Source organism: Enterococcus sp. AZ191 (assembly GCF_051713845.1).
GTDB lineage: Bacteria > Bacillota > Bacilli > Lactobacillales > Enterococcaceae > Enterococcus_B > Enterococcus_B durans.
This window is the reverse complement of sequence record NZ_JBIOQS010000002.1, coordinates 42,845-59,455: the sequence shown is the minus strand read 5'-3', so window position 1 is coordinate 59,455 and position 16,611 is coordinate 42,845. Positions and strand designations below refer to the sequence as shown.

15 protein-coding genes are annotated in these 16,611 nt (G+C 33.9%); 1 reads left to right on the top strand and 14 read right to left on the bottom strand.

The annotated features are described in order from the left end of the window. The 4 genes from IGI47_RS13545 to IGI47_RS13530 form a co-directional block, all read right to left on the bottom strand. Nucleotides 1-654: DNA/RNA non-specific endonuclease (locus IGI47_RS13545; RefSeq protein WP_438784508.1), on the bottom strand; the 654-nt coding region annotated here is incomplete at its 3' end. Between the two features lie 2 nt (nucleotides 655-656). Continuing rightward, entirely contained in the window at nucleotides 657-902 is a 246-nt protein-coding gene (locus tag IGI47_RS13540; RefSeq protein ID WP_086325261.1) for a hypothetical protein, read from the bottom strand. A 17-nt stretch (nucleotides 903-919) separates the two neighbouring features. Beyond that, entirely contained in the window at nucleotides 920-1,219 is a 300-nt protein-coding gene (locus IGI47_RS13535; RefSeq protein WP_104853519.1) for a hypothetical protein, read from the bottom strand. Between the two features lie 70 nt (nucleotides 1,220-1,289). Then, nucleotides 1,290-1,685 carry a hypothetical protein gene (locus IGI47_RS13530; RefSeq protein ID WP_438784507.1) on the bottom strand — a complete coding sequence of 132 codons (396 nt, stop codon included), beginning with the start codon at nucleotides 1,683-1,685 and terminating at the stop codon, nucleotides 1,290-1,292. A 131-nt stretch (nucleotides 1,686-1,816) separates the two neighbouring features. On the opposite strand from IGI47_RS13530, the gene IGI47_RS13525 reads away from it, so the two are divergent. Continuing rightward, a complete protein-coding gene (locus IGI47_RS13525; RefSeq protein ID WP_086325258.1) occupies nucleotides 1,817-2,041 on the top strand; it encodes a hypothetical protein in 225 nt (74 codons plus the stop codon). Between the two features lie 38 nt (nucleotides 2,042-2,079). Here IGI47_RS13525 and IGI47_RS13520 read toward each other — a convergent pair whose 3' ends face one another. The 10 genes from IGI47_RS13520 to IGI47_RS13475 form a co-directional block, all read right to left on the bottom strand. Beyond that, nucleotides 2,080-8,544 (bottom strand): SNF2-related protein, encoded by a 6,465-nt coding sequence (locus IGI47_RS13520; RefSeq protein WP_438784506.1) that lies wholly within the window; start codon nucleotides 8,542-8,544, stop codon nucleotides 2,080-2,082. 84 nt (nucleotides 8,545-8,628) lie between these two features. Beyond that, nucleotides 8,629-8,967: a type II toxin-antitoxin system PemK/MazF family toxin gene (locus IGI47_RS13515; protein WP_438784505.1), complete on the bottom strand. Its 339-nt coding sequence runs from the start codon at nucleotides 8,965-8,967 to the stop codon at nucleotides 8,629-8,631. Beyond that, nucleotides 8,960-9,187: a type II toxin-antitoxin system PemI/MazE family antitoxin gene (mazE, locus tag IGI47_RS13510; protein WP_071856366.1), complete on the bottom strand. Its 228-nt coding sequence runs from the start codon at nucleotides 9,185-9,187 to the stop codon at nucleotides 8,960-8,962. Before mazE ends, IGI47_RS13515 begins: the two co-directional genes overlap by 8 nt. A 78-nt stretch (nucleotides 9,188-9,265) precedes the next feature. Continuing rightward, nucleotides 9,266-11,485, bottom strand: coding sequence for a MobP2 family relaxase (gene mobP2, locus IGI47_RS13505; protein ID WP_438784504.1), 2,220 nt, complete (start codon nucleotides 11,483-11,485; stop codon nucleotides 9,266-9,268). After that, a complete protein-coding gene (locus IGI47_RS13500) occupies nucleotides 11,485-11,871 on the bottom strand; it encodes a hypothetical protein (RefSeq protein WP_438784503.1) in 387 nt (128 codons plus the stop codon). The genes mobP2 and IGI47_RS13500 overlap by 1 nt, the downstream gene beginning before the upstream one ends. A gap of 253 nt (nucleotides 11,872-12,124) precedes the next feature. Beyond that, nucleotides 12,125-12,454, bottom strand: coding sequence for a hypothetical protein (locus IGI47_RS13495; protein WP_179189834.1), 330 nt, complete (start codon nucleotides 12,452-12,454; stop codon nucleotides 12,125-12,127). Nucleotides 12,455-12,743: 289 nt separating this feature from the next. Then, nucleotides 12,744-13,676, bottom strand: coding sequence for a hypothetical protein (locus IGI47_RS13490; RefSeq protein WP_081123653.1), 933 nt, complete (start codon nucleotides 13,674-13,676; stop codon nucleotides 12,744-12,746). A 32-nt stretch (nucleotides 13,677-13,708) separates the two neighbouring features. After that, nucleotides 13,709-14,344, bottom strand: coding sequence for a hypothetical protein (locus IGI47_RS13485; protein ID WP_104889498.1), 636 nt, complete (start codon nucleotides 14,342-14,344; stop codon nucleotides 13,709-13,711). A gap of 12 nt (nucleotides 14,345-14,356) precedes the next feature. Then, entirely contained in the window at nucleotides 14,357-15,436 is a 1,080-nt protein-coding gene (locus IGI47_RS13480; protein ID WP_438784502.1) for a lysozyme family protein, read from the bottom strand. Next, nucleotides 15,433-16,605: a DUF3991 domain-containing protein gene (locus IGI47_RS13475; protein ID WP_438784501.1), complete on the bottom strand. Its 1,173-nt coding sequence runs from the start codon at nucleotides 16,603-16,605 to the stop codon at nucleotides 15,433-15,435. The genes IGI47_RS13480 and IGI47_RS13475 overlap by 4 nt, the downstream gene beginning before the upstream one ends. Between the last annotated feature and the right edge of the window lie 6 nt (nucleotides 16,606-16,611).

The window sequence follows — 16,611 nt, the reverse complement described above, 5'->3', positions numbered from 1 at the left end:
GCCTTCCTGCGTGTTATGAATATAAACATTGAAAGAAATTCCATTATCTTCTATACTTTGAGCTTCCATTTGTATGCCTCTGGAAACTAGTTCATTTCCTCGAAAATCTGGTCTTACTCGATAGCGAACATGATTTCCTGTTTTTCGTAAATACTCTGCCACTTTGTTTTCATACTCTACCATTGCAGGAGTGTTGAACGAGCGTGTACCTGTCATTAAATTTCTTGGATTATTATTTTCTCCAGTTAACTGGTAACCAATCAAATGGCAACGATTATATAGATAATCACCATTCTTCATCTTCTTTTGTTTCCAGCCTGTTGGCTTGATATATAACCGTTCCCTTTCTTCAGTCGGCATCATACTTTTGTGCAACATAGCATTCGCTTCACCTACTCGGTTTAGTGAATCTAAATCAGAAAATACTTGCCAATTCCCCTTATCTAGAGACAAGTCTTTCGAAGAAAAAGTTGGCTTATTATGATTTTTTACTTCTACTTGATCTGAAGTATGTTCCACTTTTTTATCAGATAACTCGTTAAATGTTTGATCGACAATCGAAGTGATTTGCCTTACTTCTTGTGGCTGAAATACACCAATTCCAATACCTATCGCACCAATAAATACGACAATGCCTGAAATAATTTTTTTCAAAACTACTCTCCTTCTGTTTTTATTTCTTCAAAATGCGTCGTTCCTTTTACCAAAGCATATTTCTTTTTGCACTTTAAGCATTCCCAAACATACGTATCATAAAAATGCCCATTTTTCATATAAGTTTTGTGTTTCGCTAATTCAGAACAATCACATTTTACATAAGTTGGTGGCCAGCAATGTGCCTTATTAAAATAATCTACAGGAATATAATTTCTTCCCCAAAAACACTCTCGATTTGAAAACATAAATATTCTCCTTTCATCTATTTTTCAAACTCAATAGAAACCTTTCGACTCGAAAATGGGGATCGAATGAGTTCAATCGTTCGAGGATAAGCATGATTATCTTCTGAAGAATATGAAAGTTGCATGGAGTACTTCTTTTTCATAAAGCTTTGAGTAGACTTTTCTATTTCAAAATCATCAATTTTATGTTGCCTTTTTAGTGTCGATAGCTCTTGATTCAAATTTCCATCAAATAAATAATCATCTATACGAATTGCTGAGAAAAAAACAGCTAAATATAAAACAAAAATTAAACTGATTTTTTTGTAGTTTTTCATAAATTATTTTCCTCCTTTATATTATGACAAGAAGGGAAATTTCTTGTCATAATACTTCTTTTTAACTAATTCAAAGCTCGGAGTTTTGATCTATCCCTGTCTCCTGATAAAAATTTAAATCTTCGTATTCTTTGATATTTTTTGATAAAATTTTAGGCTCAAATGTTCTTTCATCAATCACAATTTCAATTTCTTCTTTTACGTTCCCTTTAAAAACTGTCGCACTTTCGCTTAGAAAATTATCAAACCAGATAATTCTATTATCCGTAATACTAAAATAATTTCTAATTTCATCTGTCGTCCAAAAACAGATAACTTTTGAAGTTTCTAATGATTCCGGAAGTTCAAAGACCTCTAAATCACGTTCGTCGACAATTGCTACATCAGAATCAGGAATCAATAGTATCCCATCATCCGTAGCTTCTAATTTTCTTAATATTTCTTTGATTGAATAAGTTTCTTTCATTATTTTTCCTCCTAGCATTTCTTATCAATTAACTTACAAATACATTATAGCATACCTACTATAGTACGTATACCATAATATTGATTTTTTATAGTGGGAATGCTATATTTTTACTAAGGAGTGAATAAAACATGGAAATTAAAACAGAGGAAGAAATTCAAGAATGGATTTATAATAATTTAGTAGATAAAAGAAAAGGTGCTGAAATAACTGGGCAATCAGTTAAAGCTTTTGAACAATCCGTTCGTTTAAAGTACATCCAACCTTTTTATGAAAATGAAGGAAAAGGAAGTGCTAAAATCAAACTTTATAAAAGATCAGATTTAGAATTATATGCAAAAAATAAAAGAAAGTAAAAAGAAGGCAATAAGTACTATGCCTTCTTTTTATACATTTACATTCCCATTTCTATTTCTTCTTCACTACTTTCCTCGGTAGAGTAGTTCATTTCTTCGTCTTCCATAATTTCTTCATCTGTTGAATGCCTATCTGTCTTTTTACTTAGTGAACATTCGATTTCTGTATTAATTCGAGTTTGTTCTGCTACTTTTTCTTTTAATTCCTCTTCTTGCGGGAAAGACTGACCAAGTTGTTGTTTGGCTATTTCTAACTTTTCTTCTGTTTCCTTTAGTTGTTCTTGTTTTTCTAAGACCCGTTCAGGCAATTTTTGGACAATATTTTCAATTCGACGAACCATACCAATACCCGCTTGTGGATCAATCAACGTTGTATATTGTCCACCTTCAGATTGCAATTTCATTTCAAGCTTTCCATACTGCATTTCGCTACGTTTTAGATGGATACTAAAACCTTGATAAGCACCCACTTCTACAAATTCTTCAGAACGATTATAAGCTTGGCACAACTGTTCAAGCTTTTGCGTAGCTTCCGTTCGAGAATCATAAGTCATGTTCAATAATTGAACTTGAAATTCATTATTAGAATATTGTTTTGACAATTCGATATCTTTTTCCAATTGGGTAATCGAATGTTTAATTTCTTGCATTTTTTTCGGATAATTTTGTTCTACATTTCTTTTTAGACTTTCTTGTTCATTCAAGAAAGCAGATTGCAACATCCGCAAACGGCTAATCTCATTGTCCAATTTCATCTTCTCTGCAATCAATGGATTTCCTGTAGCTAATGCTTTGACTTCTGAGGCGTCTAGTACCGTTTCAGACAATTCATCAACACTTCGAGAAATTGCCTTTCCTGACATAACTTGAGAGATATATGTTTGTTTTTGTTCCTGAATTTGCCATAAGAAACTATCAAACGTTCCTTTCGTCACATAACGATAGATTTGAACTTCTTTATTCTCATTTCCTTGTCGAATAATTCGACCATCACGCTGCTCGATATCTGACGGACGCCAGGGACAATCAATATGGTGTGCCGCAATCATTTTGTTTTGGACATTTGTTCCTGTCCCAACTTTACTTGTGCTTCCCAACATAATGCGAATCGAGCCTTTTCTCATTTTCTCAAACATCGCTTCTCGTTGTTTATCATTTTTAGCGTCATGAATAAACACAATCTCTTCTTCTGGGATTCCCTTATCCATCAATAATCGTTTCATTTCATCATAAACATTAAATTTTTTTGGATTTGGTGTACCAGAATCAGAAAAAATCATTTGCGTGGAACGAGCTGCTTCTGTTTCTTTCCAAATCGCAAATACTTTATTGGCACAAGTAGCTAATTTTGTTTTCTTTAATTCTTCAGAATCATATTTTTCTTCATCATAGTCTTCCAATAAACGTGGATCTAAAGCCATGAGTTTTGCTTCATTCGTGATTTTTAACATATTGTCTTCTTCTGGCATTACTTTTTTTTCACGTACTGCCATCGCACGATCACCAAGTTCTTCCACCTTATCTTTTTGATACTGAATTGGTTCAGTGACAACAATTTGTGCTTTTCCAGTTTTTAATTTAGGCACAGGAAGTTTTAACATATCAGGTGTTTGGATATCCGCTACCAAATTAAACATAGTCATCAATTCAGGTAAGTTGTGAAATTTGGCAAAACGATTCTTCATCTGATAACCACTACCTTCAGGATTAATCTCTAAAGAAGAAATAATCTCGCCAAAAGTAGAAGCCCATGCGTCAAAATGACTGACCCCATATGTTTCTAATATATCGGGTTGAAGATATTTCTGCATTGTAAACATTTCAGACATCGAGTTGGAAATCGGCGTCCCTGTCGCAAAAACAACCCCTCGTTGATTATTTTCTTCTAACAGATATTTGACCTTCATTTCCATATCACTGGCACGTAAACTATTGGAAGAGTTCACTCCTGCCACATTGGATAGTTTCGTATAAGAATAAAGGTTCTTATAAACATGCGCCTCGTCAACAAATAAGAAGTCCACTCCTAAATCTTCAAAATAAATCATATGATCTTTCTTATCTTGTTTATTTAATTTCTCAAGTCTTTCGTTTAATCGTTTTTCAAAAGAAATCATCTGTTTGATTGACCAAGATTCTTCTTCGTTATTCATTTGATATTCCGCAACTGCTTCAGAAACTCGATCAATTTCTTCTTGTAACATTTTCTTTTGCCGTTCTGGCGATAACGTGATTTTTTCAAATTGACTATGACCAATAATAACGGCGTCATATTCTCCTACGGCAATTCGAGAAACAAACTCTTTGCGTTTACTTTTCTCAAAATCTTTTTTTGTGGTAATCAATACTTTTTTGGCAGGATAAAAGCGTAATAATTCTGTCCCAAAATCTCCAACTAAATGATTAGGCACAACGTACAATGGTTTCTTGATTAGTCCATGTTCTTTCATCATCATTCCTGCTGTAATCATGGAAAGTGTTTTTCCTGCACCTACAGAATGTGCCATTAACGCTCTTCCTTCATGTAAGATACGAGCAACCACATTTTGTTGGGCAGGACGTAAAGTAATCTTTTGATTCAGACCAGGAAACTCTAGTTGGCTACCATCATAAGTCCTCGGCACAATGCGATTGAACCGTTCTTCATAGATTGCGTGTAATTCTTCCAATACCTCACTATGATTCATCACCCAACTTTTGAAGGTTTCTTGTAGCTCTTCTTGTTTCGTACGTGCATACATCGTTTCTTTTGGATTGAGTTCGTATCGTTTCTTACCGTCATCATCAATCACTCGATCTCGTACTTCCACTTTTAAAAGATTTAAACTATTTTCCAAAATCAAATACGCATTTGCACGTTTTGTTCCATATTTATTGGTTGTTAGTGCATTTTCGTCTCTACTTTTTCCACGAATAAAATACTTAGAAGCATAGGAATCATACTCTAGTTGAATAATTCCGTTTCTCTGCATGTATTGAGGCGTTTCAAATAATTCATACATAAACGATTGATAAATTTCAGTTGGAATCCATGTAGCTCCCAATGAATAGTCAATATCTCCAGCTTTTAGTGGTGTTGGTTGTGATTGTTCAAGTGCTGACACGTTTTTTTGAAAAATTTCTGGATACGATTCAATCGCTAATTTTGCTTCTGCTAATTTCTGTTTCACATCTCCACTGAGATATTCTTCACGTGTTTCCCAAACATCACCATAAATATCTCCCTGATACTTCGTGGGATTGATAAAAATTGAATCCTCTAATTCGTCAATGATTGTTTCTTTATCTTTTGGATAAATAGAGACCATATAATCAAGATCCACTTTCATTTGACGATTGATTGATAATTGTAAAGCCTCTTGGGCTGTATCTACTTGAGTAATTTCTTCTATTTGTCGAATCGTTGCTTGAAAGAAGATATCTCCCTTTCGAACTGTACCGTCTTCCTGAACTTCTTCGATTGACTTTAACAACGGATAATATTCATCACGATCAAATATTTTACCTACTTTATTTATCGAACTATAGGTAGCTACAAATCCATCATAACAATCATTAAGCTGATTTAAAGAAGCTTGTAATTCTTCCTGTGTATATTCTGTATTTCGTTGTAACTCAATGACTGAAAGCAAAGCTTCTTTAATTTCAATCAATCGTTTCATTTGTTCTGTGGACTTTTTAGAACCCGCATACTTTTCTAATTCTCCAGCATCATTGAAGAAAATTTCGTCACCAATGACTCCATAATTGAACATTGGAATTTCTTTCTCTAACCCTTCTTTTTCTACCGAAACCAAATCAATCACTTCTGCTTCCGTTGAAATGGCTAATTGACCATTAAAATTCAAAAATGCTTGGTTTAAATAAGCAATTAAGTCTCCTTCATGTGATTTGACTGTTAGGGTTTGTCCTCTGAAGTTCTTGACAGCTAATTCTCCTAAAACCATTTCTTTGTGTCGAATAAAATAATTATTCATACTTACTTCTGGTATTTCTGGATCTGTTCCAGTAAATACCCAGCTAGGAGAGTATTCTAATTCTCGTTCAGAATTTTTTTGGAAGAAAAGAATATCTGTCACAACATCCGTTCCTGCAATCTTCTTAAACGCATTACTTGGTAAGCGAACAGCACCTAATAAATCAGCTTTTTCAGCATATTCTCTTCTAATAGAAGAATCTGATTTGTCCATTGTCGACATCGACGTAATAACTGCTACAATTCCGCCTTCTTTTGTGCTATCAAGGGCTTTTTTAATAAAGTAATCATGAATCGCATATTTTTTAGAATAGTTTTCATCTTCAATTTTGAAGTTGTCAAAAGGAATATTACTAATGACTAAGTCAAATTTATCTTTATTTAAAGGAGTTTTCTCAAAACCTGTAATTTCAATATTCGCGTCAGGGTGCAATTGTTGCGCAATTTTCCCAGTAATTGGGTCTAATTCCACCCCATAAAGTGTGGAATTTTCTTTGATTGTTTTTGGCATAGCCGAAAAGAAATTCCCTGTTCCTGTCGAAGGATCTAAAATTGTGCCACCTTTAAAGCCCATCGCTTCAATTTTTTGGTAAATGGCTTGGATAATACGTGGATCAGTATAATAAGCCGTCAACACGCTTTCTCTAGCTGCTCGGTAATCTTCTGCAGACAACAATACTTTTAATTGATTTCGTTCACTTAAATATTGGTCATCTCGTTCATCAAAAATCGAAGCAAGACCACCCCAACCGACATATTTTGCAAGAATTTTTCGTTCTTTGTCAGTAGTTATTCGCCCAGGTGTCTGACTGATTTCTTTCGATAACCGAATCGCTTCAAGATTTGCTTTGATTTTTTCTCTTGCTTTACTTGGATAAAATTGAGTAACATCTATATTTTCAAAAGAAAAACCATTTGTTTTATTCCGAGAAATTTGTTCAAATATTGTTTCGCCATGATTGATTCTCTCTTTTTTAGATTCTATTTTCGGAATAAATGCGACTTCAGTTCCATATCCTTCAGTTACAACAGGTTTTTCCTCTGTTTCTATCTCTTCTAAATCAAATAGCGTTAATTCCTCTGCTTCAGTATCCATTTGACTTAACTCTTCTTTAATTGATTCTTCTTTCTTTGATTGCACAAGTTTAAGTTCTTCTTCAGTTAGATACTCATTTTGACGAATTAACAAACCGATACGTTCCTCAATCTCTGACCATTTCATTACACGTTCATAGTCTTCATTATTGATTTTCTTAATTACCGTAATTCCCTTGCCTGGACGACAATCCATCATCGAAAAAGAAGAACCCTGAATATCTAGAGTAGAACCTGACCAACCATATTCTTCTTTTAAAAAAGAAACTCTTTCCTTTTTGGAGAGAGTTCGTTGGTATAAATGGTAAATACGTATTTTTCCACCTTCAACGCCTGATCCACGTCTCAATATGTTGTTTAGTTCTTCCTCTGTAAAATCCGGAGTAATTTCTTCGTAATCAGGATTTTTTTCAACAAAAAAAGACTCCGAAGATTGTTTTTCTTCAAAGTCTTTTATATCTGAATTGGATTTTCCATCTATAGAATCTCGCTCATTGCGATTTCGATTGCTTGTTCCCGAAATTGCATTCGTATCTTCGACGCTTCCTCGAAATTCGCTTGTTGAGTTGGAGTCAGTGGATTGGCTTCTTCCAACGCTTCCATCAATTCGCTTACTCTGTTCCACACTTTTTTGTTGATCTCGTGTCCCCACTTCATCAAATCGCCCTCGACTAGTTTGATTTGATACTCCACGGGATTCTCTTCCTGTAATTTGGCTACGGCTATTTTCCCGAATCTCCCCAATGGATAATTGGGATACTCGACTTCTGGTATCAGTTGTCCTGTCTCGTTCTCGTAGTATTTTAGACTCATGTTCATTCATCCTTTCTCTTTTATAAACTAAAATTTCTTTACTAATTAGTCGGTTTATTTCATTTGCATAATTCATTACTTTAAAAAAGTTAGGCAAACTTTGTAACATAGTGAATTCTTGTTCGGTTATATCCATTACTTCAGAACCAATACTCTTATTTTTTGCCAAAAATAAACCAATTTCTATAGATAGTCTACGAATATCTGGTTCTTCAGTAAAATCAACTGTTTCATCAATTAAATCTTCTATCTCTTGGCTAACTAAAAGATTCCAATCATTCTTTTCTAACGTATAATCTGGAAAATTAAGTTCTTTTCCATCTGTTTGAGAAAGATCAAAATAATGTTTTATATTTATTTTCCCTGTTGACTGGCTAAGAACAGCAATGGATTTTTCTCCTTTTTTAACAAATCGTCCTAATTTTTTCCACGTATCAAAATCAGCGATATGGGTAGCATTCGACTTCTGTCCGTAAATAAATATTTGCTCATAAATATCGTATTTATGAAACATCTGAACCTGATTAAAAAAATCAAATAAATTGTTCTTATCAGAAACAACCGTTTGGAATGTCTCCTTGAATAAGTTTCCTAATTCTTTGTACTTTTGATAATTCATAGTTTCCCTCCCATAAAGATAAAAGAAGGAGGAGCGGATACGCCCCTCCTTAGAAAAGGCGTACCCTTTTCTATTCAGTTTTTATCAAAAATCAATTTCTAATGAATAATCTAAGATTTGTTTCACTAATAAAAAGTCTTCACCTCTTAATCGATCAATAAACTCTTTACTCACAATTCGTTCAGTATCAAAACTATGAATCTGTGTCGCATTGATTCTTCCATGTATTTTGTATCCATGCAATGGAATATAACCAGAAAAATTATTTCCTCCTGAAGTAATTGGACACACAATAATATAATTCATTTTACGATTATACGCATTGGAAGAAACAACCAGGGCTGGGTGTTTCCCCCTCATCTCTCTTCCAAAAGACGGCGTGAAATTCAACCATATAAGGTCACCTTGTTGCGGTTCATACATCCTTTTCTATCTCCTCCTGAGCTAAAAATTGCCATTCCTCATCTTCTGCTTTTTGAAAAGATTCATCTGATAAAAATGGATTTTTAATTTTTGGTGTAAAAATCAATCCACCATTTTTTGATTTATAGGTGACATACTCTGTTCCTGCTTCAACTTGATATTGTTTAGGAATTGAAATAGAGATTGAATTACCAACTTTTCTAGCTGTTACATGAATCATTCTGCATTCCCCCTGTTCGCCAAATATTTTACCACGTAAAATTAGATTTTACAACGTATTTTATCTGTGCTTACACAATTAAAGGTTATGCTCAATTGCATATTCCATTTCTTCATATGCTCGTTGATTCAAATAATGTTGAAGACTCCGGTCGCAACTTTTTCTTAGCTGATTCATTATCTTTTTTAATTCATACTCTTGGTTCTTTGGTTGATATCCGTTGTATCCTATTCTAGTTTGAACTTTAGATTTAGGTCGCTTAGATTCAATCTCATCATTTTTATTTCTCTCATGAAGTGGCAATTCTTCTGTTTGGCTAATGTCATAAACCAAAATTTCTATAAATTCTATATAACCCATTTCATCTCTTCGTGGCGCAACAATTCGTATACCATTTGAAAGTTCATCTTCTTTTACTTTGCGATTTTTCAATCTCCATTGCTGTGAACCATATACCAGAGTTGCTTCAGAATATTGTTCTAAAATTCGGCGCTGATTTCCTCTTGAAAAAGCATCTAAGTTACTATTTATTTTTTGTTTATCTTTCTTATACGAAACAGATTGTTTATCTTTTGAATCTGAAGAATATTGTTTCTCTTCATCATCTGAAAAAAATTGCTTATCTTCTGAACTGGAAAAATTTAGTGACTGAATGTCAGGCTTTTCTCCGCTATGAAATACTCTTCTTTGTTGTAACTTTTCATGAGTAAATACAGATACAGGTTCAAAAAAGATATCTCCATCTTTTTCTCGAATATACATCGCACGTTTGTTCTTCCCATTCAACTTCTGTTCATATTTCATTTGTTCAATCACTGAAGCTTTTCGTTCCTCTAATGTTTCATCTCGTTTTTGAAAATAGTCAGTTAATTGACTCATTGCTTCATCTATTTTTTTAGAAGTTTCTTCCTGAATAAATAATGACTTATTTTTTTGTTCGTGCATACTATCAGTCTCGTCAAAAGAAACAGATTCTAAAAAATCGTCATTGATTTCTTGGTATTCTTTATCAGAAATAGCTATAGATTCCTCCATCTCATCAGGAATCTGATCTTCGAGTGATTGTAAATCATTATATGCTTGATAAACTTCTTCTGATTGAAAGTTTTCTAATGAAGCGTCAGGTAAATCCGTTCGAATACAAGCCTGTTCTAATCGTAATTGCTCAATATCATCCGTACTTAGACTTCCCATTACTCGACCTTTTTGTTGTTGCTTCGCATACGTTAATGCTTCTTTTAAAATAATATTTCCTATCCTCGCATACAAACCTTCTTTACCATAAATTTGATTATGAAAATAAGTCGGTTTATTTCGTGGATTGCCATAAGCTTCCTCATATTCGTCTGATACTGTTTGTAACAGTGGCAATAATCTTTCCATTGTTTTTTGACCATCTGTTTGTAGAAATAGATTCACTATTCGATCTAATTCTGGTTTGAAACCATGACGTTCTGCATAACCATATTTCCAATAGTTTTTCTTGCTAGGTAGCTTTTGATACAAATGTTCAAACAATTTTTCATATCGACCAGATAAAAAATCAGTGGAATGCTCTAAAGCAAGATTTTTTTGTTTTGCTAACAATTCTTCCATTTGAACCAACTGGTCTTTATTTTGTATTAGCTCATTCACAAATGTTCGTTTCGCAAAGTTGACATTTTTCTGTTTGAATTTTCCTTTAAATTGCCACCCTGTCTTTTCAATATCTGTCGGGTGTTCATAATAAATCCATTCTCTCGTAGGAAACTTTTCAACATAACCCACATGAATATGAATATGTCCTGTATTGTAATGAATAGCGGCAGACCATTCCCCTTTAAGTCCTTCTTTTTTCTCTAAAGATTCTACAGAAAGTCTTATCGCTTCTATCAATTTTTCGTGATCTAATTCATTCGTTTCTTGATCTAAATATCCTTGTTTAATCAACCACTCATTACGAAAACTATAAACGATTGACCATAATGGTGATTCATTTTTTTGTGCTTCTGTAAAATATTCTTTTAAATATTTTACTTCTTCTATAGGTGCTTGGTCATGTCTTCGAGTAAACAGGCTAGACGTTTTTAAAGGGTCGTTCATGTAGTCATTATAAGTCGCAAACATGGTCTCGCCAGCTCCATCGATTGCATTATAACTCCCTGCTCGATTCTGATCAGAATATAAATTGTATTTTTGAAAATTTTCGTTACGAACCGCTTCACTTCGATCCATATATGAGAGAAATTCAGCATATGCTTTACTACTAGGAAGAGTAAACGCTACGGTCATAATAATACCTGCGGTTTTCTTAGTCATTAGTCTCTCCTAAGATAATATTTTGCCTTATGATTAGCAGTTGTAACCAATCCTTTCTTCTCACGTTTATAGGCTTTCCTCGCTTCCATTAATGTCACCGATTCTTCTTCACGATAACCTGGTAGATTTTCGGAAAGTAACCAATTATCTGTCAGCCTTAACGTCAAGTTAGCATCTTCTTCAATACGCTTTTGACTGGCATATAATTTTTTTAGTTGGTGTAAAATCTCATCTTGAGTCTCTCTCTTTTCTTCCGTATGGCGCTCATAAAAAGCGATAAGAAAGTCGAGTACATCTCCTTCATTTTTATTCATTGAAACGGAGTAACCTTTTATTTTTTGGATCGTTTCTTCTGAAACATAATAATTCTTTTTACGTTTTGCCATAAATGAAAAATTCCCTTCTAACTTTTTTAAATTAGAAGGAAATCTTTTGACTTGGAGAAAATAAAATTTTAGAAAAATCCTATGCTAGAATCAAATTGCTGTCTTCCTATTTGGTTGAAATCTTCATCCAGAAAGGAGGGTGTTAAATGTTTTATATGCTTGACGTTTGTTTTAAAATTATTCTTCCAGTTTAACTTTATTTTTCTCACCAAACAGTCAAAAGATTTCCCATAAAATTTTATTCCAAACGATCTCATGAATCGTCTGGAACAATAAAATAATTTTCTAATTTTGAAATCTCATAATCGGAAAATTGTTGCGCCAAACTGTACATAAAATCTTTCTGCTGAATCAACAGTTGTTCCTGAAGTCCTTTGAGAAATTTGGTCTGTTCACTAATCAAATTTTTGTACCGTATTTCCGTCTCCATTTGGTACTCTTCATAAGCTACTTTTTCTAAAATTTCTCGCAACATTTCGTCCCGACTACTGTACCCTTTTCTCTTCGCAACTTCTACTAATTTTTTCTGTACTAACACATCTACATCTCTAATTGTCAGTATTTTTTTATCCTTAGTTGCCATGTATTCCCTCCAGTATTTTGTTATTTTATTTCTCTTCTTATTGAATCAGTTCTTAGCACTCACTTAAACGTTCCTGTTTGTTGTATGAGCATAAGGGGAAATGTAATACACACAAGGTGTATTGCCTTGCAGTGCAAGGCTTTCCCGCGTATTACACTTTTCTTGTTTTTCACCCCAAATTCGCCCCTTTTCGCCCTATTTCCGCCCCAACTGTCGCCCCAAATCCATCCTTATTCGCCCTATCTTCGCCCCGACTGTCGCCCTGTTTTCGCCCCAATCTAAAAAGGGATTAATTTGTTTTTTCACTCTGTGCTTCTCGGTTCTTTTCAATCAGTTTTTGGCGTTTTTCTTCTAACGATTTTTTGGTCTCATTTAATTCTTTTATTTTATCTTCGTACTTCTGTTTTTGAGACTCTAGTCGTTGATTCGCTCGCTCATATTCTTCTTTTTCTTCACCAGTTTTGTACTCAAGTTCTTCACGATTTTCTTCTATTTTTTGGTCAATCTTTTTCATTTCTTCTGTTAATTCTTCGATTGTTTTATCCGCTTCATTTCTAGTTTTTAAAGTCTGTTCAATCTGTTCTTGAGTCATTTCAATCACATATTCTTGTTTTGATTTTTTCTCCAAATCGTTTGTTTCTTTTACTTTTCGATAATCAAAATTAAAAGTTGTTTGGAGTGTTTTTTCCTCCTGCTTAGTCGAATTTTCTAAATCAAAATCAGCTAAATCGGTCTCTACATAACCAAAATCAACGACTAATTTTTTCCAATCTACCGGAATGTTTTCAACCTGTAAAACATAATAATTATCGTAAATTTTCATCAAATGCGACTTCAATTGTGTCTTGTTTTTTTCTTCCGAAACAACCGCTTGAAATTCTCGATTCGTATTTAATTGATCTCCTTCAACTTCAAAAAGAAACTCCCCATAATGACTCGAAGGATTCACTTTTCTGGATAAAACTTGTACATTAATTTCTCCAATTTTTTGTGTACTCATTGTGCCAGTCCCACTGTCAATAATTGGACTATCATCGACAAAAATATCTCTTGAAAAGAAGAAAAAGAAATAACCCACAATCGTTAAAATAAAGAGAAAAATATAAAGCCGAGAAGAAATTTTCTCGACTTTTTTACTGAATTTTGATTTACTTCTGCTTTTCGATTGGACTTGTTCACGATAATCGAATATCTTTTCTTTTAGTTCTAAAATTTTATCCAAAGTATCCCCCTCTTATTCTTTTTTGTATCTTTTTAAGAGTAGAAATCCTCCACATTAATGTAATCATCACTAGTTGCTGTCCACTTAAATCCTGTTACTTTCCAAACATTGTTTTCGTCTTTTTTCAACTCCACTCGGTTCAAAAATTGTTCAGGAAAAACGTCGCCATCCCCTATTTTTGCCTGTAAACTCAGAAATGCCATAACGCTTGCTTTCCCATTTACTGCATGTAAATCAGTGTAATATTTTTCTGATACAACTTCTTGTACAAGCACATTTGAAGCATGTTGTGTCAACCATCCTGGACGATATTTTTCACTGTTATTATCAATAGTTAACTTTTTGAGTTCAGCTAAATTTTTATCGACATTTTCTGTTGTTGTTTGATAATATAGTGTTAAAAAATCAGACGCAACTGCCTGAATAGCTTCTAATTCTCTTGCCGTTCGTGTATCATTTGGCAATCCTTCATAGCTATTTTTTTCTGCTTCTTCTTTGATTTGAGCTGTTGATTCTTTCGTTTTTATTTCCTCTTTCAACGTTTCAATTTGTTGGTCTTGACTAGCAGTTTCTTTCTTTTGAATAAAAGGATTAATCAAATAAATAGTTGCTACTATCCCAACCAGAAAACTAATACTAACTAACAATATTTTCTTCCCTAGATTCAATGCAATCACTCCTTATTGTATGCCTAAAACTCCTTTAGGGTCGATTAGATTCCCTTGTGATAAATCCGTTGACTTGGCAATTTCTAAGTGCAAATGTGGCCCTGTAGAGTCACCAGTACTTCCTATTTTTCCAATGACTTCTCCTTGTTTCACTTTCTGACCAGCTTTCGCAATCAATACTGATTGGTGTGCATAGAGGCTCACTTTTCCATCATCATGTTGAATAACAATATGATTTCCCCAACTATAATGGTACTCAGATCGTATCACCGTTCCAGAAGCAATTGCTTTAATAGAACTACCTGCTGCATTGGCAAAATCAAGACCTCGGTGAAATTCAGAACCACCTGTGAGCGGACTACCTCGCCAACCAAATGGACTTGAAACAACTGGATTATCTACTGGCAAAATGTACGAAGAAGAGCCACCTTCAGAACGATTACTTTCAGTATTTTCGATATATTGATAAACCAAATCAGCATAAAACATATTGCCATAAGCATAGCGCCAATTTCCTCTAGAACTTGCAATAGGGTTCGTATAAACGACTTTCTTACCACCTGCTTGTTGACACGCAAATTCCGCTCCTGCTTCAAAAGAATAGCTCTTATTATTCTTACTTAGCCAATATAAAAAACCTGCACCATAATTGTAAGATTGAATGACCGCTTTCTTATCTGTAACGTTTAAATTCTGAGCTGATTCTAAACAAGATTTATAATAAGCGACCCCTTGTTTGATGGATTGCTCTGGACTTGTAAAAGCATTTGGTGCTAGACCTGCACTCTCTGAACTTTGCATAGGGTCTAACCCTTTCCCGCCTGATTCGACCATCATAATTGCCAAAATAAATGGGACTTCATCAGGAATCCCATTTATTTTAGCATATTTTTCGACAATACTTTTTAGTGCTAAAACATCTTCTGAAAGGTTTAAATTAGTACTTATTTCAGATTGTTGCTGAGTCTCAGAACCACCTAATAAAACAATGACTGATTGTTGAATGTACTCAATTGTCGAAACAGCTACTCCTATTATTCCTCCCCCAAGTAAAACAATGACTAAAATTTTCCACTTCCATGAACGGATCATACAGTAGTCTCCATTTGTTGGCTGATCTTCTCTGCCCACATCATTTGTGCCAATTGTTTTTCTTTTATTTTTTCTTGTCGACTAGCTAATTGACCTGTCTCTTTTAGTTCTAAAATTTCATTCCAATCGCCATTTTCTAAATCAGGTAAGAACAAAGACAGCTTAACCCTTTCATCAAATTGAGACGCTTCTTTTTTCTTTAAATATTCTTGGTGGATTTTTTCAATACATTCTCTTCCACGAGTATCATTATTCAGTGCTAAAACAACTTGAACTCTTGGCGCAAGTAGATAATCTTGCAATTTATTGACCGTTGCCCACATGGTTTCTTCCTTCAATCCAGATAAAGATAGAAACCAAGAATTATCTGGTAAAGAGTCTTTAGTCAATTCATATAATGACATCGACTCAATGGGGCTTTCCGTAACATATAACGTGACATCCTGTTTATAGGAACACTCACAACCAAATAAAAAGCCGTAATTCTCCTGACTGTTCAAAGCCACGCCTTTAAAATATTTTCTTTCTAATTCCAATTGATTGGGATTGTTATAGTTAATTCTTTTTTCTAACGGACGTTCATACGTTCCTTGTACGTCTGCTCCTACTGGTTTACCAAAATTTCCATAATCTAAGCCGCTAAATCGAAAAATAATATTGTTTCGATTGTCACTAGAAATCAGCTTTCGTTGTGCTAACATATTTATGGTTTCTTCAGAGAAAAAGCGATTTTTTAAGTATTCTTTCCCTTTTTCTGATAACTGATTCGTATCATAGTTACCTGTTTCTGTTAGCTTTTCAAGTGAAAAATCAGGCTTTTTGTTTTTAGCTATTTTCTTCTCTTGTTCGTTCCATTTCTGATTAAATTTTTGTTGCACACGTTGATATTTTTGAAAATCTAACAAGGATTGAACGACTTGTTCGTAGGGTTCGTTAAAAAATTGCATAGCAAAATCAATCGAATTGTTCCAAGAGGTAAGTCCTTTAGAATACCAATTGACCACACCTGTTTTGATATTCGCACGTAAACTATCATGTACCGTATGTTCTACAAATTTACTACTAACCACATCAAAATCTTCTCCCCTTGCTAACATGTACTTAAACATATTCGTTCGTCTAGCATAAGCAATTTGTTTTTCCGTAAATACATCAATAGCTGAAGGCATTTTCTT